Origin of the sequence: Sorangium sp. So ce834 (genome assembly GCF_051521425.1) — a bacterium.
In the GTDB taxonomy this organism is placed as follows: domain Bacteria; phylum Myxococcota_A; class Polyangia; order Polyangiales; family Polyangiaceae; genus Sorangium; species Sorangium cellulosum_D.
Window position 1 is genome coordinate 9141230 of sequence record NZ_CP150351.1, and the last position, 23919, is coordinate 9165148.

16 protein-coding genes are annotated in these 23919 nt (G+C 74.0%); 14 read left to right on the forward strand and 2 right to left on the reverse strand.

Annotation, left to right across the window (positions count from 1 at the left end; all coding sequences use genetic code 11):
- Positions 1-11: 11 nt before the first annotated feature.
- A complete protein-coding gene (locus tag WMF20_RS33295; protein ID WP_437605873.1) occupies positions 12-716 on the reverse strand; it encodes an FmdE family protein in 705 nt (234 codons plus the stop codon).
- 338 nt (positions 717-1054) lie between these two features.
- Between WMF20_RS33295 and WMF20_RS33300 the strand changes: the two genes are divergently transcribed.
- The 8 genes from WMF20_RS33300 to WMF20_RS33335 all read left to right on the forward strand — a co-directional run bounded on the left by WMF20_RS33300 (position 1055) and on the right by WMF20_RS33335 (position 11851).
- Positions 1055-2677: a serine/threonine-protein kinase gene (locus WMF20_RS33300; protein WP_437605874.1), complete on the forward strand. Its 1623-nt coding sequence runs from the start codon at positions 1055-1057 to the stop codon at positions 2675-2677.
- A gap of 22 nt (positions 2678-2699) precedes the next feature.
- Positions 2700-3686: a tetratricopeptide repeat protein gene (locus WMF20_RS33305; RefSeq protein WP_437605875.1), complete on the forward strand. Its 987-nt coding sequence runs from the start codon at positions 2700-2702 to the stop codon at positions 3684-3686.
- A gap of 143 nt (positions 3687-3829) precedes the next feature.
- Positions 3830-5440: a hypothetical protein gene (locus WMF20_RS33310; protein ID WP_437605876.1), complete on the forward strand. Its 1611-nt coding sequence runs from the start codon at positions 3830-3832 to the stop codon at positions 5438-5440.
- Positions 5441-5586: 146 nt separating this feature from the next.
- Positions 5587-6342, forward strand: a complete 756-nt coding sequence (locus WMF20_RS33315; protein WP_437605877.1) for a hypothetical protein — start codon at positions 5587-5589, stop codon at positions 6340-6342.
- Positions 6343-6398: 56 nt separating this feature from the next.
- Positions 6399-8075, forward strand: a complete 1677-nt coding sequence (locus WMF20_RS33320; protein WP_437605878.1) for a hypothetical protein — start codon at positions 6399-6401, stop codon at positions 8073-8075.
- A 589-nt stretch (positions 8076-8664) separates the two neighbouring features.
- A complete protein-coding gene (locus WMF20_RS33325) occupies positions 8665-10056 on the forward strand; it encodes a S41 family peptidase (protein ID WP_437605879.1) in 1392 nt (463 codons plus the stop codon).
- A gap of 119 nt (positions 10057-10175) precedes the next feature.
- Positions 10176-11003 (forward strand): hypothetical protein, encoded by an 828-nt coding sequence (locus WMF20_RS33330; protein WP_437605880.1) that lies wholly within the window; start codon positions 10176-10178, stop codon positions 11001-11003.
- 47 nt (positions 11004-11050) lie between these two features.
- Positions 11051-11851 (forward strand): hypothetical protein, encoded by an 801-nt coding sequence (locus tag WMF20_RS33335; protein WP_437605881.1) that lies wholly within the window; start codon positions 11051-11053, stop codon positions 11849-11851.
- 165 nt (positions 11852-12016) lie between these two features.
- On the opposite strand, the gene WMF20_RS33340 is transcribed toward WMF20_RS33335, so the two are convergent.
- Positions 12017-13654 (reverse strand): glucose-6-phosphate isomerase, encoded by a 1638-nt coding sequence (locus tag WMF20_RS33340; protein ID WP_437605882.1) that lies wholly within the window; start codon positions 13652-13654, stop codon positions 12017-12019.
- A gap of 144 nt (positions 13655-13798) precedes the next feature.
- Here WMF20_RS33340 and WMF20_RS33345 point away from each other — a divergent pair, with 144 nt between their 5' ends.
- From WMF20_RS33345 to WMF20_RS33370, 6 genes are all read left to right on the forward strand, one after another.
- On the forward strand, positions 13799-16726 hold the full coding sequence (locus WMF20_RS33345) for a 2-oxoglutarate dehydrogenase E1 component (protein WP_129578126.1): 2928 nt from the start codon (positions 13799-13801) through the stop codon (positions 16724-16726).
- Positions 16723-17187 (forward strand): PaaI family thioesterase, encoded by a 465-nt coding sequence (locus WMF20_RS33350; RefSeq protein WP_129578127.1) that lies wholly within the window; start codon positions 16723-16725, stop codon positions 17185-17187. The genes WMF20_RS33345 and WMF20_RS33350 overlap by 4 nt, the downstream gene beginning before the upstream one ends.
- A gap of 255 nt (positions 17188-17442) precedes the next feature.
- Complete coding sequence (locus tag WMF20_RS33355; protein ID WP_129578128.1) at positions 17443-18159, forward strand: hypothetical protein; 717 nt, start codon at positions 17443-17445, stop codon at positions 18157-18159.
- Positions 18160-18686: 527 nt separating this feature from the next.
- On the forward strand, positions 18687-19061 hold the full coding sequence (locus WMF20_RS33360) for a response regulator (RefSeq protein WP_129578129.1): 375 nt from the start codon (positions 18687-18689) through the stop codon (positions 19059-19061).
- Positions 19058-20104, forward strand: coding sequence for a response regulator (locus tag WMF20_RS33365; RefSeq protein ID WP_437605883.1), 1047 nt, complete (start codon positions 19058-19060; stop codon positions 20102-20104). The genes WMF20_RS33360 and WMF20_RS33365 overlap by 4 nt, the downstream gene beginning before the upstream one ends.
- A gap of 112 nt (positions 20105-20216) precedes the next feature.
- Entirely contained in the window at positions 20217-23867 is a 3651-nt protein-coding gene (locus WMF20_RS33370) for a response regulator (protein WP_437605884.1), read from the forward strand.
- Positions 23868-23919 lie beyond the last annotated feature (52 nt).

Sequence of the window (23919 nt, forward strand, 5' to 3'; positions counted from 1 at the left end):
GGGCCGCCTCGTCAGCGGGGCGCGCCGGCGGGAGGCGGCGGCACCTCCTCGAACACCTCGGCGTCCGGCAAGGACAGGACCTCTTTGCCGGACGCCTCCAGCCCCTCTCTCGGCACGTCGCGGAAGCGCGCGCGGAAGGCCGCGGACGGGCGGAGCGTCACGGCCTGTCCGGTCGACCTGCGCCGGTACGTGGTCTCCACGCCGGCCTCCGTCGCCTCGACCAGGCTGAGGTTGAGCTTCCCGAGGCTCGCGCCCGTGGCCGCCGCGGCGCCATCAGCGATGCAGGAGAACTGCACGTTCCTCGGGCTGTGGTGGATCACCTCGAGGTCGAAGCTCCGCGCCGGCAGCCCGAGCTTCGCGAGGGCATACCGCCCCATGCGGTAGCCGGCGACGGCCCACGGCCCCGCGCCGCCATGGATCGCGGCGACCGCGCGGAGCTCGTCCTCGGGCGCCCCCGGGGCCGCGCCCGCCGCCGGCCGGTGGCCGTGGTCGTGCTGCGCGGGACCGCGATCGTGGTGATGGGCCGCGTGCCCGGGACCGCGATCGTGGTGATGGGCCGCGTGCCCGGGACCGCGATCAGGGCCGGCAGGCGCCTGCGCATGGACGACGGGCTCGTGCGCAGGGGCTGTCGGGGAATGGGCGCCCGCGCCGCCGCACCGAATCGAGGAAACGGCGGCGAGGAGGATCAACGCCGCGTGGCTCACCGTCTTGCGCATGCTCGCTCGATCCTCCGGGAGCAGGCGAAGTGTCCCCGTTCGCGCGCGACGTCAAGGGTGTCGGCCCCCGCGCGCGCCGCGCGCCGCTCCCCCGCGCCGCACGCGCGCCGCTCCCCCGCGCCTTCCGATCCGCCGGCGCCAGCGCGCGGATCGGAAGGCGCGCGTGTGTTGGACGGTTTCGCGCCCCACCGCCCGAGACCGGGGTAACATGCGGCCGTCATGCGCCGCGCGCCCGTCAGCCACCCCTGCCGCTCGAGCCGCGCCGGCCTCGTCGGCTCCGCCGGCCTCGCCGGCGGGGCGACGCCCCCCGTGGCCAGGACAAGAGGTGGTCTCCGCCGATGACCCGAGTCGACCCTGAGGGCTTCCGGCCGGAGGCGCTCGTAGGCCAGGTCCTGCGCGGCAAATGGCGCCTGGAGCGCCTCCTCGGCTTCGGCGGCATGGCCATGGTCTACGCCGGCACGCACCGCAACGGGATGCGCGGCGCGGTGAAGATCCTCCGCCGCGAGCTGTCCGAGGACCAGGAAGCGCGCTCGCGCTTCCTGCGCGAGGGCTACGTCGCGAACCGCGTGGACCACCCGGGCATCGTCCGGGTCCTCGACGACGACGTCACCGAGGACGGCTCGGTGTTCCTGGTCATGGAGCTGCTCGAGGGCGAGACGGTCGAGGCGCGCCGCGCCCGCGAGCCGAGCGGCGTGCTCGGCGTGGGCGAGGTGCTCGGCATCGCCGACGACCTGCTCGACGTGCTCGCCGTCGCGCACGAGCGCGGGATCGTCCACCGCGACCTCAAGCCAGACAACCTCTTCCTCACGCGCCAGGGGCAGCTCAAGGTGCTCGACTTCGGCATCGCGCGGCTGCGCGAGCTCTCGTCCCCGGCGAACGCGACAACGCGCGCCGGCAGCCTGATGGGGACGCCGCAGTTCATGCCGCCCGAGCAGGCGCGAGGGCAATGGGACAGGGTCGACCCGCGCACCGACCTCTGGGCCGTCGGGAGCACCATGTTCCAGCTCCTCTCGGGGCGCTACGTGCACGAGGCCGAGACGCTCCCGCTGCTCCTGCTCGCGGCCATGACCCAGCCGGCGCCGCCCGTGGGCAGCGTCCTTCCGGCCCTCCCCCCGCCGATCGCCGCCGTCATGGACGTGGCCCTCGCGTTCGATCCCGACCGGCGCTGGCCGAACGCCCGCGCGATGCAGCGCGCGCTGCGCCAGGCGCGGGGCGGCGCGGCGTTCGACCCCGCGCCCGGCTCGCACCCGGATCCATCGCGCATGTCCGCGCACCCGGATCCGGGGCGCGGGCACCTGTTCTCGGATCCAGGGCGCCAGGCGGCGCACGCGCGCGCCCCGGGGAGCGGGCCGCACGGCACGGAGCTCTCCGCGGCGAGCTCGCCCAGCACGGGCAGCGGCGGCGCGGTCAGCGCCGGCTCGGCCGGCGGGGGCGCGGGCACGGTCTCGCCGGTCGTGGAGCGCTCGGGCGGCACGGAGCGCCCGGCGCCGCGCGCGGCGGCCGTGGGCGCGCTCCTGGCCGGCGCCGGCGCGCTGGCCGTGGGCGCCCTGGTCGGGCTCGTGTGGTGGCAGCGCGGGAGCGCCGGGGGCGCGGAGCACGCGTCGAACGGCTCCGCGGTGGAGGCAGAGCCGCGCCCCGGGGCGAGCGCAGGGGGGGCGCAGGGGCCGCTCGGCGGCGCGGGCGCGCCCGGGGCCGGCGCAGAGCCCGCGGCGTCCGGCGATGCGGTCCCGGCGATCGCGCCGTCCGCGCCCGTGCCCGCGCCGCCGGAGCCCACGCCGCCGCCGGCGCCCACGCCGAGCGCGTCCGCGACCGGGGCGCCGCCCGCGCCCACGGCGGCCACCGCGCGGCCCGCCGCGGGGAAGGCGCGACCGCCCGCGACCGCCCCGGCGAAGACGCCGCCCGCCCCCGCGCCGGCCCCAGCGCCCACGCCGGCGGACGACCCGTTCAACCGGCGACGCTGAGGTCGCACCGATGGGTAGACCGATGGGTAGATTGAGCTCGCGTAAACGATTCCCGGTCGAGGTGCTCGCCCTGGGAGGGGCCGCGCTCCTCGCCTGCCCCGGCGCCTCGGCGCAGGTGCGCGATCCCGCGGCGGCGGAGGCGCTGTTCGACGCCGGCAGGGCGGCGCTCCAGGCGAAGGACTACGACGCGGCGTGCCCGAAGTTCCGGGAGAGCTACGAGCTCGATCCGGCGCCCGGCGCGCTGCTCAACCTCGCCGACTGCGAGGAGAAGCGCGGCAAGGTCGCGACCGCGTGGTCGATCTTCCGGCAGCTCGCGCGCGATCTGCCGGCGAACGACGACCGGCGCCCCATCGCGCAGGCGCGCGCCGCGGCGCTGGAGGGCCGCGTCCCGAGGCTCACCATCCGGCTCGCGCCCGGCGCGCCGTCGGACACGGCCGTGCAGCGCTCGGGGATCCCGGTCGGCGCGGGCTCGCTGGGCGCGCCGTTGCCGGTGGATCCGGGCGAGGTCCAGGTGACGGCGGCGGCGCCGGGCCGGAAGCAGAAGACGTTCACGGTGCAGCTCGCCGAGGGCGCGCAGGCCGAGCTGCTGGTGGCGCCGGAGGAGCCCGCGGCCGGCGGCGGGAGCGCCGGGCCCGCGCTCCCGCCGAAGGAGGGCCCGCGGGCGGGGGGGAGCTCGATGCAGCGGACGGCCGGCTGGATCAGCGCCGGCGCCGGCGTCGTCGGGCTGGGCGTCGGCGCCGCGTTCGGCCTGCGCGCGCTCGGGAAGAAGGGCGACGCCGAGCCGTACTGCGACGAGGCCAACGTCTGCGCGGAGCGAGGGATCCAGCTGCAGCGGCAGGGCGCGACCGCGGGGACGATCTCGACGGTCGCGTTCCTGGTCGGGGCGGCGGCGCTGGGCGCCGGGGCGGTGCTCATCTTCACGGCGCCGTCGTCGGCGCAGGCGCCGGCGGCCCCGAGGGCGACGGTCGGCGTGGTGCCGGGAGGCGCCGTGGCGAAGGTGATCTTCTGACGGCAGCCGCGGCCGGCGGAGCGCTGGTAATCTCGCGACGTCCGGAGCCACGCCCGGCATGCAGCCGGCGGTGGCGAGGGTGATCTTTCGCCGGCCGCCGGAGGCGCCGCGCCACGGGAGACGGAGAGATGACGCGCGATCTCATGAACACTCGACCCATGTTCCGCGCTGCGCTGCTCGCGGCCGCGGCCGGAGCGGGCTGCAACGCGATCATCGGGCTCGAGGTCGGCGAGCTCGATTCGTCCTCCGGCAGCGCGGGCGCGACGTCGGCGAACGCGTCCGCGGTCGGCACGGGCGGCGGCGGCGGCGGCGGCGGGGACGGCGCCGGCGGGGACGGCAGCGGCGGGGACGGCGGGGACGGCGGCGGCGCCGGCGGGGAGGCGGCGCTCTGCGGCCCGACCCGCGAGGGGGCGGTCCGCGGCGCGTCGAGCCCGTGGGGACAGCTGTCGGGCCTGTCGGTCGCCGGCATCGCGGCGCGGGACGGCGCGGTGACGGCGGTCATCAAGGAGGCGCGGGAGCTCCCCAGCATGCCCGGCAAGGTCGGGTTCTCGGTCGCGCGCTGGAGCCCGTCCGGGGCCCTCGACTCCACGTACGGGATGAGGACCGGCGAGCTGCCCGGCAGCGTCTGGCCCGAGCACCTGGCCGTCGTGTCGGACACCGCCTACGTGACCGGCTGGTCGGACGCGCCGTTCACCTTGCTCACGCCGGACGGCGGGTGCTTGATCGGTTTGCCCGACGAGAACGGGCACAGGCCGAGCTTCCTGGCGGCGCTCGATCCGCTGGGCAAATGCAAGTGGATCTGGAGCGTCGACGCCGAGTTCAACACCTCCCCGCTCGCCCTCGCGGCGATGCCCAAGCGGGTCGTGTTCGCGGTCTCGCTCTCGGGACAGGCGACGGCGGGCACCCGCGATTGCGCCCTCGGGCCCGGCGACGAGCGCGGCTCCACGGAGCTCGTGGCGCTCGACTCCGACGGCGCGTGCCTCTGGCATCGCCCGTTCGAGGCCGCCGCGGCCGTGCGCATCGAAGAGCTCGTCGCGGCCCCGGAGACCGGGGAGGTGCTCGTCTTCGGCGATTACGATGCGCCGGACGCGGCGATCAAGATCCAGACGAAGGAGCTCCCCCGCACGCCGGATCGCGACCTGTTCGTGGCGCGCGTCCGGCTGGAGGACGGCGAGCTGACGGACCTCCTCCCGCTCAGGGCCCCTGGGAGCCAGTCGGCGGCGCGACACGGGGCCGCGCTGCTCCCGGGCGGCGACCTCGCGATCTCCGGAACGTACTCCGGGCCGTCCTTCAATTTCCAGGATGACTGCCCGCTGCTGCCGGACGCGGGGAGCTCGGAGAACACCTTCGTCGCGCGCGTCTCGAGAGGAGGAGTCGTCTGGAGCCGTGGATTCGGCGACGCGGTGAAAGATCAGATGGCCGTCCGCCTCGAAGTGGACAAGAGCGGCGCGATCTACGTGGCGGGGACGCTCGAGGGCGAGATCCCGCTGGAGAGCGGCGAGACGCTCGCCGCCGGGACGGACGAGCTGTCCAGCTATCTGATCGCGCTCGACCCGCGCGGCAACGTCCTCTGGGGCACCGCGATCGCGGGGAACGGCACCGTGGCAGTCTGGTCGGTCGCGCCGGGCGAGAGACCCGGCGATCCGCTCCACATCGCCGGCGAGCTGACGGACACGTTCCCTCTCATGGACTTCGACCGTCCCATCCGGGCGCCGGGAGAGGGGTTCATCGTTCGGCTGAAGGGCATGCCGTGACCGCTGCGCTCGGCATCGAGCGCGCGCCTGCAGAACAGCCCACGACATTTCCACACGGCGCCGCTGAGCCTGCCACGGAAGCGGCGCGGCGCGTGATCCGGCCGCCGCCGGTTGACGCCGGTGGGAACGGGGGCTTCCATTCGAGGATGCGCTCGCTTCACCGATGTTTCCGCCTGGCTCTGCCCGCCGCGGCCGCCGCGGCCGCCGCGCTGGGCGCGGTCGCGGGGTGCTTCCCCGAGGTCACGTTCACCGAGGGCCCGGGCGGCCCAGGCGACGCAGGCGCTGGCGGGGACTACGCAGGCACCACCTCCTCGTCCGCGAGCACCGCCGCCTCGTCCGCGGACGCCGCAGGCTCCGGCGGCGGCGCGGCGAGCTCCGGCGCCGGCGGGGACGGCGGCGGCGCAACGGCCTCCGGCTCCGGCGGCGGCGCGGGCGGCGATGGCTCCGGCGGGGGCGCGGCGAGCTCCAGCGCGGGCTCCACCTCGGCCACCTCCGGCGCCGGCGGGGGCGAGGCGACCTCCAGCGCGAGCTCCACCTCGGCCACCTCGGGCTCCGGCGGCGGCGGCGGCGTCGACTGCGACGCGGACGGCGACGGCTATCGCTCGAAGGCGTGCGAGGGCGGCAACGATTGCAACGACGACAACCCCCTGGTCCACCCCGGCCAGGCCAGCGCGTTCTACGACAGGCCGATCAGCCCGGGAGGCGGCTTCGATTACGACTGCAGCGGCGCCGAGGAGAAGGAGTTCCGCTCGGTCAACTGCAGCGGCCTCCTGACGTGCGCGGTGGTATCCAACGTGTTTCTGGCGGACGTCCCGTGCGGGCAACGCGGCCCGTTCGGGTCGTGCAGCCTCACCTGCCAGTCCACCATCCTCTTTCCTGATTACGTCAGAGCCTGCCATTGAGCCCTCGCTGGCGCGGCGGCAGCCTGGAGGATGCCACCCCGCGGAGAGCCGATCCGATGAAACGCGAGCCCCGTCCGATCCGATCCGCCGTGTCCTGCGCCGGCCTGTGCGCCGTCGTGGCGGGCGGCTGCAATGCGATCATCGGGCTCGAGGTCGGCGAGCTCGACCGGTCGCAGTCCGGCGCTGGCGCGGCCCCGGGCGCGACCTCCTCCGCGGCGAGCTCGGGCGAGGGCGGCACGGGCGCGGGCGGCATGGGCGCGGGCGGCATGGGCGCGGGCGGCACGGGCGAGGGCGGCTCCGGAGCCGCGGAATCGGGCGGCGGGGGCTCGGGCGCGGGAGGAGCGGGCGGCGGCGGGGGCAGCGGCGGCGGGGCTCCGATGTGCAGCGAGGCCCCGGGCGCCATCATCGAGCCGTCGGCCGCGTGGGGCGAGACGCTCGGCTTCGACGTGGGCGATCTCACCGCCTCGGGCGGCGCGCTGACGGCCGTCGCCACGGATGTCCTCGAGGATTCACGCTATCAATTCACGGTCGCGAAGTGGAGCGCCGCCGGGGCGCGCGACGGCCGGTACGGGCTCTCGGTGAATGACATCTGGGGCTTGCACCTGGCCGCCGGCAAGGACTTCACCTATGTCGCCGGGGAGTCCGACGGGGCCACCAACCTGCCCACGGGGTCGCTCAGCGCCTGCCGCATCGGACCAGGCCTGCTCGACACCGCCTTCACGACGAGCTTCGTGGCGGCGCTCGGCCCAGAGGGCAAATGCGGGTGGGTGTGGAGCGTCGACGCCGCGCACGGCACCACCGCGCGCGGCCTCGCGGCGACCTCCGAGGCGCTCGTCTTCGCCGTCGACGTGACGGACGCCGGCAGGAGCTTCGGGCCGTGCGCGCTCCGGGACATCCCGCAGGAGTCGGCGCTGCTCGCCGCGCTCCACCCGCAGGACGGCGCGTGCCGGTGGCAGCACCGCCTCGGGCCGCGAGCCGCCGTGACGGTCAAGGCGATCGCCGCCAACGCGAGGTCAGGGTCGAGGTTCGTGACCGTCGTGGGCGACTACGACTCGCTCAGCGGAGCGGTCTCGTTCGGCGGGGACCTCCCCTTCGCCTCGGAGCGCCGCGACGTCTTCATCGCGCGTTACGTGGCCACCGACGGCGCCCTGCAGGACGTGAAGACGCTGAACGTCGAGGGAGATCAGCAGGTGGCGCAGCACGGGGCCGCGCTGCTCCCGGGCGGCGACGTCGTGATCGCCGGGACGTACCGCGGGCGCGTCCGCTTCGAAGAGCGCTGCCCGCCGCTGCCCGACGCGGGGGAGACCGAGAACTTCTTCGTCGCGCGCGTCTCCGACGACGGCGTCGTGTGGAGCCGCGGGTTCGGCGACGCGACGGAGAGCCAGGTCGCGGCCGGCGTGGCGGTGGACGAGGCGGGCTCGATCTACGTCACCGGCGAGTTCACGGGCGCGCTCCCGCTGGGGGGCGCCGGGGCGCTCACCACCTCCCGGAAGCGGGCGGGATTCCTGATGAGGCTGGATGCTCGAGGCAACCTCGTCTCGGCGGCCCAGCTCGAGGGAGACGGCACCGTCGCCCTGCGGGTCGTCGCCGCGAACGGCGCGTCCGGCGATCCCCTCTATGTCGCCGGCGCCGTGACCGGGACCCTCCACCTCCCCGGGCTCGACGAGCCGCTCGGCAGCGACAGCGATCCGGAGTCTCACGGGTTCATCGCGAGGCTCTCGGGCGTGCGCTGAGCTGCGATCGCGCCGAGCACAGCCGGAAGCGGCGGAGGCGCCGTCGCGTCCCGCACGGCGCGCGCGGCGACGAGGCGTAAGGAGATCCATGCAGTCGACTTCAAGGGCGGAGTTGTTTGTCGCCGCGCAACCAGCGTGTTTCCAGGAGACGTCGTGAGCAGCGGAGAGGACCCGTCCGGGACCTCATGCTCTCTGCGGTTCCGGGCTCAGGCACGCTGGGTTTCGAGAGGAGCGGCGATTGCGGCTTCGCTCGCCTCCTGTCATGGCGGCCGCGACTGCGCCGTGCGATAGAGGTCGACGCAATGAAGCGCTCTCGCACGAAGCTCCGAGCTGGGCTCTGTGGCGAGTGCGACACGGCGCGCGGCGCCGTCGCGTTCGGCGAGGACACGCCCCGCGCCCCGGAGGGCCGCGGGATCTTCGTGGCGCGCTACGCGTCGAGCGACGGCGCGCATCCAGCTAGCCGGCGCGCGGTGCGGGCGCCGCGCCGTCGCGCCTGGCCCTGGATCTCGCTGCGGTGCCGTGATCTCCTTCACGAGCCCGAGCGGCTCCGGTTGCGCCGGCGACGCGCGCCGTCGCACCCTCGCGCGCCGTGCCCCCCGAGAGCTCGCTCCGCCGACCTCGCCGCGCCGCGACCGCGGCGCGCTCCTGCGCCTCGGTCGCATGGGCCGCGCTCGCAGGCGCCGCGCTCTCCTGCGCCGCGCTCGCATGCGCCCCGGCGCCGGCGGTCGCCCCCTCGCAGGCGCCGGCGCCGCTCCGGAGCCTGCGCATCGCGGACGTCGACCTCGACGGCGAGCCGCGGACCGTGTCCTCGGCCGAGGCGATCCTCGATCTCGACGACGCGCGCTACGCCTTCGAGCATGCCTACGCGGGCCTCGACGGGCGCCCGCCCGCGCCCTCGCCGCTCGCGCTCGCCCGGGCCGAAGCCGCGCTCCGCGGCCGCGCGGCGTGGCGCCCCGGCGAGCTCGCGCGGCTCCTGCGCGACGTCTTCGCGGCGCCGGACGGCCACCTCGCGTTCGGCCACGGCGGCCGCGCGCCGCTCCGGCTCACCGCCGCGCCGGCGGCCGCCCCGGCGCTCGCGCCGGCCGCCCCGGCGGCGTGCGCCGGCCGCGGCGCCGACGCGCGGACCGAGGCCCCGCCGCGGCCGCTCGATCCGCCGCGCCGCCCCGGCCCGCCCGTCGAGCTCACGCAGAGCCGCGACGGCGTCCCGGTGCTCGCCATCCGCACCTTCAGCGCCGCCGCCGCCCCGGCGCTCGCGGCGCTCCCCGCGCTCGCCGCCGAGCTGCGGCGAGCGCCCGCCTTCGTCGTGGACCTGCGCGGCAACGCCGGCGGCAACTACCTCTTCGCCGAGCGCTTCGCGCTCGCGCTCACCGACGCGCCGCTCTGCGCGCTCGACGAGCGCGAGGTCATCTCCGTCGCCGCGGCCGAGGGGCGCGCCAACAGCGCCCGCCGCCGGCTCGCCCGCGGCGACGTCCCGCCCGAGGCGCGGCCGCGCTTCGTCGAGCACCTCGCCGCGCTCGAGCGCGTCGCCGGGGCGCTGCGGGGTCGCGCCGCGGACCGCGCCGCCGCGGCGCCGCGCGTCGACCTCACGACCCGCGGCGCCGTGGTCCGCGGGCGGGCGACGGGGCCGCTCGAGGGGCGCGCCGTCTTCCTGGTCGACCGCGGCTGCGCGTCGGCGTGCGAGATGCTGCTCGCGCTGGTGCGGCAGATCCCGGGCGTCCTCGTGGTCGGGCAGAACACCCGCGGCGGCATGAGCGTCGGCGAGCTCGCGCTCTTCCGGCTCCCGCGCTCGGGCGTCACCCTCTCGCTCGGCACCCGCGCGTACCGCGACCCGCTCGGCGACTTCGTCGAGCTGCGCGGGTTCGAGCCCGACGTGCGGCTCGACGGCGCCGATGTCGTCGAAGGCGCGGCCGCGCTCGCGCTGCGCGGGGCGCCGTCCGGCGCGCGTCGCCGCGGCGCGCGGACATCGTGCGCGCCTCGTTGAGTTCGCGAGCCGTCCGCGTATGCTGGCCTCGCTGCACCGAAGCCACCGCAGTTCCTCGGAGTCGCCGCGCGAGCGCGACGGGAGCCAGCATGCCGATCGGGCCAACGGAAGGGAGTATCGTGCCGCGCCGCCGCCTCGCCGTGCCGCGCCGCCGCCTCGCCGCGCCGCGCGCCCGCGGCGCGCAGGCCGCCGCGGTGCTCGCCGCGCTGCTCGGGCTCGCCGCGCCCGCGGCCGCGCAGGTGCCTGGCGCGCCGCAGAGGCCCGCGCTCGGCAGCACGACGGCGGCTCCCGCCGCGCCGGTCGCTCCTCCCGCGCCCGCGACCGCTCCTCCCGCGCCCGCGACCGCTCCTCCCGCGCCCGCGACCGCTCCTCCCGCGCCCGCGACCGCTCCTCCCGCGCCCGCGACCGCTCCTCCCGCGCCCGCGACCGCTCCTCCCGCGCCTCCGGGCGGGGCGCCGATGTCCATCCCGCCGGGCTATTACCTGCTGCCGCCGCTCCCGCCGTGGGCGAACCCGCGGACCATCCAGTACGAGGAGGGCGACCCGATCCCGCGCGGCTACGCGCTCAAGACCAGGACGGACCGCGCGCTCGTCGGCGCGGGGCTCCTGACGTTCGGCATCTCGTACGCGCTCTCGTTCACGGTCGCGGGCGTCGCGACCCTCGCGGAGGAGGATTTCGACGAGTTCGGGCCGCTGTTCATCCCGTTCGTCGGCCCGATGATCGGCACGGTGAGCCTGGACGCCGAGGGCGCGGGCATGTTCTGGCTCACGGTGGACGCCGTGGCCCAGGTGGGCGGGCTGCTCCTGGTTGCAGCCGGCCTGGCGCACGAGGAGGTCTACCTGGAGCGGCAGTTCACGGTGAGCTCGCGCAGCCCCGAGCACGCTGCGTCCCCGTGGCCAGCGATCTCGATCGGCGCGTCGTCCGCGGAGCTCCGATGGCGATTCTGATCCGGCGAGCCTGCGCCAGCGGCTCTCATCCCCGAAGGGAGACGCACGTGATCGCGATCCGCACTGTCCTCTCGATGGCCGCGCTGCTGGGCGTGCTCGCGCTCGCGACCCCGGCCGCGGCGGAGAGCGACGCTCCGTCAGCGCAGAGCGCGCAGCCGCCGGGCCACGCGCCACCTCCGGGCCACGCGCCACCTCCGGGCTACGCGCCACCTCCGGGCTACGCGCCACCTCCGAGCTACGCGCCACCTCCGGGCTTCGCGCCGCCGGGCTACCCGCCGCCCGGCTACGCGCCGCCGCCGGGCTTCGCGCCGCAGGGTTACCCGCCGCAGGGCTACCCGCCGCCGCCCGGCTACCCGCCGCCGCCGGACGACGCATCGTATACGGCGCCCTTCGTCCTCGGCATGCCGCGGACGCTGCCCTTCAAGGAAGGCGAGCCGGCGCCGCAGGGCTACCGCCTCGAGACGCAGAAGAGCCGCCGGCTGCTTGTCGCGGGGTCCATCGTCCTCGGCACCGCGTGGGCGCTCGCCGCGCTCACGGCCGGGAGCATCCTCAGCGAGGGCGAGAGCGAGGCCAGCAGCTACACGCCGCTGTTCGTGCCCGTGGGCGGCCCGTTCATCACGCTCGCCACGGGCGAGGACGTCGACTTCTCCCGCGACGACGGCCAGGTCGCCGGCTCCCTCGTGCTCCTCAACGGGCTCACGCAGGTGACGGGCTTCGCGCTGCTCGTCGCGGGCCTCGTCTCCAACCAGCAGGTCTGGGTGCGCCACGACATCCCGCGCGAGACGTCGCTCCACGCCCCCGAGCTCCGCGTCGGCCCGACGGGCGGGACCCTGCGCGTCCACTTCTGAGCGACGCGCGCCGGGAGCCCACCCCGGCTCCCGGCGCCCCCTGCGCCCTTCGCTCCCCGCGCCTCCTGCGCGCCTCACGCCTCAGCGGCGCGCCTCACGCCTCAGCGGCGCCGCCCCGTCGGCCGCCCCGGGCGAGGCGGCCCGCCCCCCCGGGCGGGCGCCCGCTCACCGCGCCAGCCGGTACGTCGCGTCGAACGGCGAGCCCCCCTGCGGCACCTCCCGGACCACGCCGCGCTCCGGGTTCGCCGCGAGGTGGCGCAGGATCCAGAAGACCGTCTCGACGTCGCCGGTGCCCGCCGCGCCCGCGATCTCCTCGAGCTTCAGCGCGCGCCCCGCGCCCGCGGCCAGCGCCGCGAGCACCTTGGCCTGCAGATCCAGCACCTCCTGCGCGGCCTTCTTGCCGGCCTCGACGCCGGGCTGGTGGTACGCGTTGATGCCCACGAGCGACGCGTACAGCCCGACCGCGCGCTCGTAGAGCGCGATCAGCATGCCGACGGCGCGCGCGTCGACCGTCTCGATCGTGATCGTGATCGACTCGCGCCCGCTCTCGGTGAGCGCCTTGCGCGTCCCCTGCAGGAAGCCGGAGAGGTAGTCGCCCGTCGTGACGCCGGGGTCGACCTCGATCGAGCCGCGCGGCGGCGCGCGATCGCGCAGCACCTCGATGAACGTGACGAAGAAGTTGTCGAGCCCGTCGCGGAGCTGCTGCACGTACGCGTGCTGATCGGTCGAGCCCTTGTTGCCGTAGACGGCGATCCCCTGGCACACCTCCTTGCCTTGGCGATCGAGCCGCTTGCCGAGCGACTCCATCACGAGCTGCTGGAGGTAGCGGGAGAAGAGCTCGAGCCGGTCCTTGTACGGGAGCAGCACCATGTCCTTGCGGCCCACGCCGCCCGTCGCCGAGTACCAGGCGAGCGCGAGCAGCGCCGCCGGGTTCCGGAGCACGTCCTTCGAGCGCGTGACCTCGTCCATCTCGCGCGCCCCCTGCAGCATCTCCAGGATCGACAGCCCCTGCAGCGCCGCCGGCAAGAGGCCGACCGCCGAGAGCTCGCTCGTCCGCCCGCCGACCCAGTCCCACATCGGGAAGCGGGCCAGGAAGCCGTGCTTTACCGCGTACTTGTCGAGCTCGCTCCCCTCCCCCGTCACCGCGACCGCGTGCGCCCCGAGCGAGAGGCCGAGCCGCCGGTACGCCGCCTCGAGCTCGAGCATTCCGTTGCGCGTCTCCTTCGTCCCGCCCGATTTCGAGATGATCACCGCGAGCGTCGCGCCGAGGTCGTCCCCGATGGCGTCCAGCGTGCGATCGATCCCGTCCGGATCCGTATTGTCGAAGAAATACGGCTGCATTCGGTCGGCCGGCGTCCCCAGCGCCGACGCGACGAACTGCGGCCCGAGCGCCGAGCCGCCGATCCCGACGACCAGCACCTTGCGGAAGCGGGCCGCCCGCTCCGGCCGCACCCGCGCCGCGTGCACGTCCGCGGCGAAGCTCAGGATGCGCGCGTTCGTCGCCTCGATCGCGGCGCGCAGCGCGGCCTCGGGCGCGAGCTCAGGCGCGCGCAGCCAGTAATGGCCGACCCGGCGGTTCTCGTCGGGGTTGGCGATGCTCCCGCCCTCGAGCGCCGCCATCTCGGCGAGCGCCGCCTGGATGCGCGGATCCATCGTGGCGAAAAAGTCTTTCTCGAAGCGGATCCGGCTCACGTCCAGCCAGAGGCCGAGGCTCCCGTCGTGGAAGAGGTGGTCCCGGAAACGGTCGATGGGGAGGACGGCGGGCGCCGGTCCTCGACCCGGGGTTGCGCGGTCTTGATCCATGGCCCCCTTCTACCGCTTCTCCCTACCGTTTCTCCAGGCGCTCGGACCCCTTGCCCGGACGATGTTCCGCCCTATGCACCGAGGCCATCGGAAAACGACTCTAGCGTGCCGCCCCGACACGCGTTATTTGCACGCCGAACCACGATGCAGCTTGATTTCGGAATCAATGCAGGGCTCGTCGAGGAGCTCTATGCGCAGTACCTCGAGAACCCGGAGTCGGTAGACCCCGGCTGGCGCTCGTTCTTCGAGAGCAAGAACGGCGGCGCCGCGCCGATCAGGCTGCCCGCTCCGGCCGCGCTGCCGTCCGTCCAGCCTCAAGTGGTGCGGCCCGCGGCCGCGCCGGGGAACGGGCACGGCAAGACGAACGGCGAGGCCGCGAAGACGCTGGAGGCCGCGTTCGCGCAGACGCTGAGCGAGCACCCGACCTCGCTCGAGACGTCGCGCGATCTGAAGGTGCTCGCGGAGGCGGCGCTCAAGGCGCGCGTCTACGCCCTCGTGAACGCCTACCGCGTGCGCGGCCACCTCTTCGCGCACGTCGACCCGCTCGGCCTGCCGCCCGCGACGCCGCCCGAGCTCGACCTCACGAACTTCGGGCTGCGCGTCGAGGACCTCGACCTCGCCTTCCCGACGACCGACCTCGCCGGCGTGCCGCCCGTCCTCACGCTGCGCGAGATCATCCGCCGGCTCGAGGAGACGTACTGCCGCTCGATCGGCGTCGAGTTCACGTTCATCGAGGAGCCCGAGGCGCGCCTGTGGCTCCAGCAGCAGATGGAGTCGACGCGCAACCGCCTGACGCTCGACCGAAAGAAGCAGCTCCGCATCCTGACGAAGCTCTCCGACGCCGAGATCTTCGAGCAGTTCATCCACAAGTCCTACGAGGCGGGGACGAAGCGCTTCTCGCTGGAGGGCGCCGAGAGCCTCATCCCGCTGCTCGACCTCATCATCGAGCGCGCGGGGTCGCACGAGGTCGACGAGATCGTGGTCGGCATGGCGCACCGCGGCCGGCTCAACGTCCTCGCGAACATCATGGACAAGAGCCTGCGCGAGATCTTCGCGGCCTTCGAGGACAAGGACGCGGAGCGCCACCTCGGCAGCGGCGACGTCAAGTACCACCTCGGCTACTCGACCGACCGCACGCTCGAGAACGGGCGCAACGTCCACCTCACGCTCACGTTCAACCCGAGCCACCTCGAGTTCGTGAACCCCGTCGTGCAGGGCCGCGTCCGCGCGAAGCAGGACCGGCGGCTCGCCGACGGCGCGGCCGACGCGCGCCGCCGCGTGATGCCGCTGCTCATCCACGGCGACGCGGCGTTCATCGGGCAGGGCGTCGTCGCCGAGACGCTCAACATGATGAACCTGAAGGGCTACTCGACCGGCGGCACGGTCCACGTCATCGTGAACAACCAGGTCGGCTTCACGACCGATCCGATGGAGGGCCGCTCGACCCGCTACGCGTCCGACATCACGCGGATGCTGAAGGTCCCGGTGTTCCACGTGAACGGCGAGGACCCGGAGGCGGTCGCCCACGTCGCGCAGCTCGCGATCGACTACCGCACGCGCTTCGGCTCGGACGTGGTCATCGACATGTACTGCTACCGCAAGTACGGCCACAACGAGGGCGACGAGCCGCGCTACACGCAGCCGCGGATGTACGCCGCGATCGACAAGAAGCCGACCGTGCGGCAGGTCTACGTCCGGCGCCTCATGGAGCTCGGCCAGATCACCGCGGAGAAGGCCGAGGAGATCGTGCTGCGGCGCCGCGAGGCGCTCGCCGCCGCGCTCGACGAGGTGAAGCAGAAGGGCTTCGCGCCGGTGCTCTACTCGATGGGCGGCGTGTGGACGCACTACCGCGGCGGCGCCGATCACGCGACGCCGGACGTGCCGACGAGCGTGCCGGCCGAGCGGCTCATCGCGCTGTCCGAGCGGCTCCTCGAGCTGCCCGAGGGCTTCAAGGCGCACCCGAAGGTGCTGCCGACGCTCAAGCAGCGGCACGAGAAGCTCGTCGCCGGCGAGCCGTTCGACTGGGGCACGGGCGAGATGCTCGCCTACGCGTCGCTGCTCGCCGAGGGGACGCCGGTGCGGCTCTCCGGGCAGGACGTGCAGCGCGGCACCTTCAGCCACCGGCACGCGGTGCTGCGCGACGTGGAGACGAGCGCGCGCTTCGCGCCGCTGTCGAGCGTGGCCAAGGCGCCGGCGCGCTTCGAGGCGTACAACAGCCCGCTCAGCGAGGCGGGCGTGCTCGGCTTCGACTTCGGCTACAGCCTCGACTACCCGGACGGGCTCGTCATCTGGGAGGCGCAGTTCGGCGACTTCCTCAACGGCGCGCAGGTCATCGTCGACCAGTTCATCACGTCGAGCGAGGACAAGTGGCACCGCCTGAGCGGCATCGTGCTGTTCCTGCCGCACGGCTACGAGGGCCAGGGGCCGGAGCACTCGAGCGCGCGCATCGAGCGCTGCCTGCAGAACAGCGCCGAGGACAACATCCAGGTGTGCAACCTGACGACGCCGGCGCAGCTGTTCCACGTGCTGCGGCGGCAGGTGCACCGCCCGTGGCGCAAGCCGCTCATCATCGCCACGCCGAAGAGCCTGCTGCGCGTCCCGGCGACGTCGAAGGGCCCGCACCGGCCCGTGTCGACGATCCAGGACCTCGCCGAGGGCCAGTTCCAGCGCGTGCTGCCCGACACGAGCGGCGTCGATCCGGCCGACGTGAAGCGGATCCTGCTCTGCTCGGGCAAGGTGTATTACGACCTCGCGCTCGCGCGGGAGACGCGCGGGCTCAAGGACGTGGCGATCCTGCGGCTGGAGCAGCTCTTCCCGCTGAACGAGGAGATCGTGCAGGCGCTCGCGCCCTACAAGGACGGCACGCCGCTCGTGTGGGTGCAGGAGGAGCCGCGCAACTACGGGTCCTGGTACTACGTCCTCGCGGTGCTCCGGAACAAGCTCGGCGACCGGCTGCCGCTCTCGTGCGTGAGCCGCGCGCCGAGCGCGAGCCCGGCGACCGGCTCGCGGGCGAGCCACCTCCTCGAGCAGAAGATGCTGATGGACGAGGCGTTCGTGGGGGGCACCCGTTGAGCGAAGCGGCGAGCCTGCAGGACAGGTACGCGCCAGAGAGCCGGTGCTTCGGGTGCGGGCCGGCGAACGAGAGGGGGCTCCGGCTGAAGAGCCGCGTCGAGGGCGACGCGGTGGTCTGCGACTTCACGCCGGAGGCGCACCACGAGGCGTTCCCCGGGATGGTCAACGGCGGCATCATCGGGGCGCTGCTCGACTGCCACTCGAACTGGACCGCGGCCCACCACCTCATGCAGGCGCGGGGGGCCGACGCGCCGCCGTGCACGGTGACGGCGGACTTCCACGTGAAGCTGAAGAAGCCGACGCCGCTCGGCCCGGTGCGCCTGCGGGCGCAGGTCGCGGAGGCCGAGGGCGACCGCGTGGTGGTCGAGGCGACCCTGGAGGCGGGGGGCCGGGTCACGGCGACGTGCCGCGGGACGTTCGTGGCCGTCAAGGAAGGGCACCCGGCCTACCACCGCTGGTAGGCCGGCGGCCGCGCGCCGCCGCGGTAGGCCAGCGGTCGCGCGCGCCGCTGCGGTAGGCCGGCGGCCGCGCGCGCCGCCGCGCCGCCCGTCCGCGACCGAGAAGGCGGTGCTCGCCGCCTCCGTGGCACACGCGATGCTCCGCGCCCCGCGAGCGGCGCCCCCGGACGGCTCGCGCGGCGCGGGCCGCGCAGCGCGGATCGTGGCGCGCGGATCGGCTCCGCCGCCTCGCGGCGCCGCGAACGAGGAGGATCCGCAATGAAGGCATACACGGGGTTCGCGGTCGCCGCGGCCGCGCTCGGCGCGCTGTACGCGCGCGTCGCCTCGGCGCAGGACTACGAGGGCGAGGTCCCGCCGAGCTACCTGAGCTCGCCGCTCCGGGCGCCGAGCAACGCGCTCGAGCTCGGGGTCGCCGCCGGGTACACGCAGGGGTTCGGCAACATCGGGAGCGAGCGGCGCCTCCGCGACGTGTCGGGCCCCGGCGCCGGCGTGGCCGTGAAGCTCGGCTACCGCGCGACGCCGAAGATCGGCCTCGGCCTGACGTCGAGCTACGAGCAGTACATGGCCATGGGCCCGGCCCGGCGCGACACCGACGTCCGCGGCCTGACGGCGGGCGCCGAGGCGAGGTTCCACATGGCGCCGTTCCAGCGCATCGACCCGGTGATCGCGCTCGGCGGCGGCTACCGCGCGCTCTGGACGGCGGCGCCCGGCCAGGAGCGCGACACGCTCACCCACGGCGTCGAGCTCGCGCGCCTCACCGCGACGCTCGATGTCCGCATGTCGGACAGCGTGGCGCTCGGCCCATCGGTCGGCGGCGGGCTCAACGTCTTCTTCCTGGAGCGCACCGGCGGCGCGAGCGCCGCCCACGAGGTCCGCGGCAGCCGCATGAACGGCTTCGTGTTCGCGGGGCTCGAGGGGCGCTTCGACCTCGGCGGCCAGCGCGCGCGGGAGATCGTCGAGATCGCGCGGCGCTGAGCGCTCGAGGAGCGGAGCGGCGCTCCGGCAGCGTACGTCCCGAATCCATTCATCCACCTGCGACAGGCCATCTCGTGGCCTCACCGCTCTCTCCATCACCGCTCGACACGTGCTGGACACAACGCGGCTCCCCTTCCAGGAGAGGCTCGGGCCGCGGACATTCGCTCTCCGAGCAGCACGCCTCTGGCGGTGGCAAACACCGATTTCTATGGATCCTCAAAAACCGATACCGTAACGTACGAGACATCGAATCGACGAAGGCGGCGCGGACGGGGGACACGACCGCTCAGGAGCTCTTCTAGGCGACGAGCAAGCTGGAAGAGCACGGCATGGGGCAAGAGGAGAGACCGCAAGGGCGCAAGAGGCGCAACGGGACAGAGATAAAATTGTATTCTTCTCTTCCCCTTGCGTCCCTTGCGCCCTTGCGGTCCTCTTCCGGCGCCTCAGTCGCGCGCGTGCGCGAGCGGCGGCCGCGCTCGTCGTCGGGCGGGGCGCTGCGGGGATCTTGCTTTCAAGGGGGCGACCTCATGACCACCATTCTCCTCGTCGAAGACAACGAGATGAACCGCGACATGTTATCGCGACGCCTGCTTCGCCGTGGATACGCCGTGATGACCGCCGTGGACGGCGAGTCGGGGGTGGAGATGGCGCGCGCCGCGCGGCCGCAGCTGATCCTCATGGACGTCGGCCTGCCCAACATCGACGGCCTCGAGGCGACGCGCCGCCTCAAGGGGGACACGCGCACCAGGGACATCCCGATCATCGTCCTCACCGCCCACGCGATGAGCAGCGATCGAGAGCAGGCCATCGAGGCGGGCGGCGACGACTACGACATCAAGCCCGTCGAGATCGAGCGCCTCGACGCCAAGATCCAGACGCTGCTCGCCCGGGAGTCGCCGTGAAGCGCCCGACCGATCCCCTCGCCGGGCGCGGCGCCGCGAGCGACAGGCCCGGGAAGCAGGAGCTCTGGAGATCGCTCATCGCGCACCTCCGCCACGAGCTCCGCACCTCGCTCACCGCGATCGTCGGCTACGGCGACCACCTCCTCGAGTGCCTGCCGCTCGACGCGCCGACGAGCACGTTCGACGCGCTCAACGGGCTCCGGGGCATCGGGGCCTCCGTGCTCACCCAGGTGAACGAGCGCATCTCGGAGGAGGCGCTCGGCAACCGCGACTCGCAGGCGCTGCTCCGCAGCCTGCGCGAGCTCAACGACGCCACCGAGCCGCACACCAGCAAGATCGAGCCGCTCTGCGCGGAGCTGCTCTCCCGGTTCGAGCGCGAGGAGCGGTTCGCGCTGATTCCCATCCTCTGCCGGATCCAGGCGGCGGGGGTGATGCTGCGCAGCCTCATCGCGGGCTACTCGCAGAGCGGCCTCCCGAAGGCCCCGTGGCTCGGGCTGCCGCTGGTCCAGGACGAGGCTCCCCCGCCCGCGCTCACCTCCCCGGCCAGGGCCGGGAGCATCGGCGGGCGCCTGCTCGTCGTCGACGACAACTCCGTGAACCGCGACATGCTGACGTCGTGCCTCGAGCGGCGGGGGTACGAGGTGGACCAGGCGCCCGGCGGGCGCACGGCGCTGCAGCTCATCCGCGAGAACGACTACGACCTGATCCTGCTCGATCTCGTCATGCCGGACCTGAGCGGCCTCGACGTCCTGGAGAAGCTGCGGGACGAGGGGCGCCTCGGCCTCGCCCCGGTGGTCCTGCTCTCCGCGTCCGACAAGCTCGGCGACGTGGCGCGCGGCATCGAGTGCGGCGCCGAGGACTACGTGACCAAGCCGTTCAACATGGTCCTGCTCCAGGCGCGCATCCGCGCCTGCCTCGAGCTCAAGCGGCTCAGGCAGTGCGAGGAGGCCTACGTCACCCTGCTCCGGGAGCACCAGGCGCGCGCCGAGGAGGCGCAGCGCGCGGCGACGCGGGGCGCCGCGGGCGAGCAGGGCGGGGGCTGAGCGCGAGGCCGCGCCGGCCGGGCGCGCGCGGGGCGCTTCACAGGGCGGTTGTACCGAGGACACGAGGGCGCCTGTCCGGGGCGTGCCGCGGACAGGCGCGGAGCGGCGAGCCATGCAGGTCATCCACACCATCGTCAGGGAGAGGCGCGCGTACAACAGCTGGGTCGCCAACGAGACCATGGAGGACTACTCCCTCCGCTACGCGCCGAGGTCGTTCCGCAAATGGTCCCCGGCGCTCCTCGCCAACACGGCGCTCGGCGGGATCTCGTTCCTGGCGCTGGAGGCCATCGGCGGCTCGCTGCTCGTCAGTTACGGGTTCACGAACTCGCTCTGGGCGATCCTGGTCTCCAGCGTCATCATCTTCCTCACGGGACTGCCGATCTCGTACTACTCCGCGACCTACAACCTCGACATGGACCTCCTGACGCGGGGCGCGGGGTTCGGCTACATCGGCTCGACGATCACGTCGGTCATCTACGCGTCGTTCACGTTCATCTTCTTCGCCCTCGAGGCTGCCATCATGGCGCAGGCCCTCGAGCTCTACTTCGGGCTGCCGCTCGTGCCCGGATACCTCCTGTGCTCGGCGGTGATCATCCCGCTCGTGCTCTTCGGCGTGACCCTGATCAACAAGTTCCAGCTCTGGACCCAGCCGCTGTGGCTCGTGCTCATGGCGCTGCCGTTCGTCTTCGTGCTCCAGAGGGACCCGGAGGCGCTGTCCGGCTGGACCAGCTTCGCCGGCAGGTCGGAGGGCGGCGACCGGTTCGACCCGGTCCTCTTCGGCCTCGCGGCCAGCGTGAGCTTCTCCCTCATCGTGCAGATCGGCGAGCAGGTGGATTACCTGCGGTTCATGCCGGACAGGACGCGATCGAACCGCCGCCGCTGGTGGCTCGCGCTGATCCTGGCGGGGCCGGGGTGGATCCTGCTCGGCGGCGCCAAGCAGCTGGCCGGCGGCTTCCTCGCGTCGCTCGCGGTGCGGCAGGGCTCGAGCGTGGACGCGGCGCTCCGGCCGGTGGTGATGTACCTGGCCGGCTACGAGCACGTCTTCTCGAACCGGAGCGTCGTCCTCCTCGCGGCGATGGCGTTCGTCATCGTCTCGCAGCTCAAGATCAACGTGACCAACGCCTACGCCGGGTCGCTCGCGTGGTCCAACTTCTTCTCGCGGCTCACGCACCGCCACCCCGGCCGCGTCGTCTGGCTCGTGTTCAACGTCGCCATCGCGCTCCTCCTCATGATGTTCGGGGTCTTCCATACCCTCGAGAAGGTGCTCGCGATCTACTCCAGCGTGGCGATCGCGTGGATCGGCGCGATCGTGGCCGACCTCGTCGTCAACAAGCCCCTCGGCTTTAGCCCAAGGTATATCGAGTTCAAGCGGGCGCACCTCTATCACGTGAACCCGGTGGGGGTCGGCGCGATGGGCGCGGGCGCCGCGGCCTCCATCCTCTGCTTCGCCGGGGTGTTCGGCCCCGCCGCCGCGGCGTACTCCTCGTTCATCGCGCTCGGCCTCGCGTTCGCGCTGTCCCCCGCGATCGCCTGGCTCACCCGGGGCAAGTACTACATCGCCCGCGAGAACACCCATTTCCCGAGCGACAAGGCCCCCGGGATCGCCCAGTGCTGCGTCTGCGAGCACGGCTACGAGCCGCAGGACATGGCGTACTGCCCCGTGTACGAGGGGGCGATCTGCTCGCTCTGCTGCACGCTGGACGCGCGCTGCCACGACGTCTGCAAGACGCCCCGGCCCGGGGTGTCCGCGCGCCGGGCGACGGCGCTCCGCGCCTTCGTGGCGGAGCGGCTGTCGGCGCGGCTCTCGTCGCGGCTCGCGCGCTTCGCGCTCGTGTTCGCCGCCATGGCCGGCGTCGTCGGGGCGCTCTTCGGGCTCTTCTACTGGAGCGCCGCCCTGACCGCCGAGGCGCGGCCCGAGGTCCTCGCCGCGTTCATCAAGCTCTACGCCGCGGTCGTGGTCCTCATCGGCGTCGGCGCGTGGTGGCTCGTCCTCTCGTGGGAGAGCCGCGAGCTCGTCGAGGAGGAGCTGGATCGGCAGAACGAGCAGCTGCAGCAGGAGATCGCCCTGCACAAGGAGACCGAGCAGGCGCTGTCCCAGGCGATGGAGCGGGCCGAGGTCGTGAACCGGCAGCTCTCGGAGGCCAAGACGCACGCCGAGGCCATGGCGCGGGCGGCCGAGCGCGCGAACCTGGCGAAGAGCCAGTTCGTCGCCAACATGAGCCACGAGCTGCGCACGCCGCTCAACGCGATCCTCGGCTACAGCGAGATGCTCCAGGAGGACGCGATCGAGCTCGGCAACCAGGCCTTCGTGGCGGACCTGAAGAAGGTCCACCAGGCCGGCGCCCACCTCCTCGGCCTCATCAACGACGTCCTCGACCTGTCGAAGATCGAGGCGAGCCGGATGGAGCTCCACCCCGAGTCGTTCGACGTCCAGGCGGTGCTCGACGAGGTGACCTCCACCGTGCGCCCGCTGGTCGCGCAGCGCCGGAACACGCTCTCGATCCACCGCCCCGAGGGCGCGATCACCCTGCACGCCGACCCGCGGAGGACGCGGCAGATCCTCTACAACCTCCTCAGCAACGCGGCGAAGTTCACCGCCGACGGCGCCGTGCGGGTGCGGGTCGCGGTCGAGCGCGGGCCCGGCCTGCCGGCGCTGCACCTCGAGGTCGAGGACGAGGGCATCGGGATGACGGAGGAGCAGCTGAATCGGCTGTTCCAGCCGTTCGTCCAGGCCGACGCGTCGACCTCGCGCAGGTACGGCGGCACCGGGCTGGGCCTCATGATCACGAAGCGGCTGGTCGAGCTCATGGGCGGCGCCATCGAGGTGACGAGCGAGGTCGGCAAGGGCTCCACGTTCCGCGTGCGGCTGCCGCTCGCGGCGCCGCCCGACGACGCCGCGGCGCGGGGCGGCGCGGCGGACGGCCACGACCGCGCGGGCGCCGAGGCGTGGGCGCCGGGCCACGCGGACGCTCAGCGGCTCGTCCTCGTGGTGGACGACGACGTCACGGTGCGCGACCTGCTCAAGCGGCACATCGAGGCGCTCGGCCACCACGTGGCGCTCGCGCCGGGCGGGCGGGAGGGGCTGCGCCTCGCCGGCACGCTGTTCCCCGACGTGATCACGCTCGATCTCCTGATGCCCGAGATGGACGGCTGGCGGGTGCTCTCGGCGCTCAAGTCCACCCCGGCGCTCGCGTCGATCCCGGTGATCGTCATCTCGATCGTCGAGGAGCGGGGCATCGGGTATTCGCTCGGCGCCGCGGACTACATCACGAAGCCGGTGGAGCGCGAGGCGCTGGAGCGCGCGCTCGCGCGCTGCGCGCTCCGGAGCGGGCGCAGCCCGCGCGTCCTCGTGGTCGAGGACGACGCGCCGAGCCGGGAGGTGCTCGAGGGGATGCTGCGCAGGTCGGGCTGCGACGCGCTGTCGGCGGCGAACGGCCGGGTCGCGCTCGATCTCCTGGAGACCGACGCCGAGGCGCCCGACGCGGCCATCGTCGATCTGATGATGCCCGAGATGGACGGGTTCGAGCTGATCGAGCGGCTGCGCGTCCACGAGCACTGGCGCCGGATGCCGCTCATCGTGCTCACGGCCAAGGAGCTCACGGACGAGGATCGCGCGCGGCTCCGGCTGGGCACCGAGCGGGTGTTCCAGAAGGGGGAGCTCGGCCTCCAGGAGCTCCTGGAGGAGGTCCGCGTCTGCGTCGAGGCTGCGGCGCAGGCCGGCGCTCCGCGGGCGCCCGCCCCCATCGGCGCGCCCGCGCCGTGAGCTCGCCGGCGCGCCCGCGGCGTGAGCTCGCCGGCGCGCCCGGCCTCGGCTA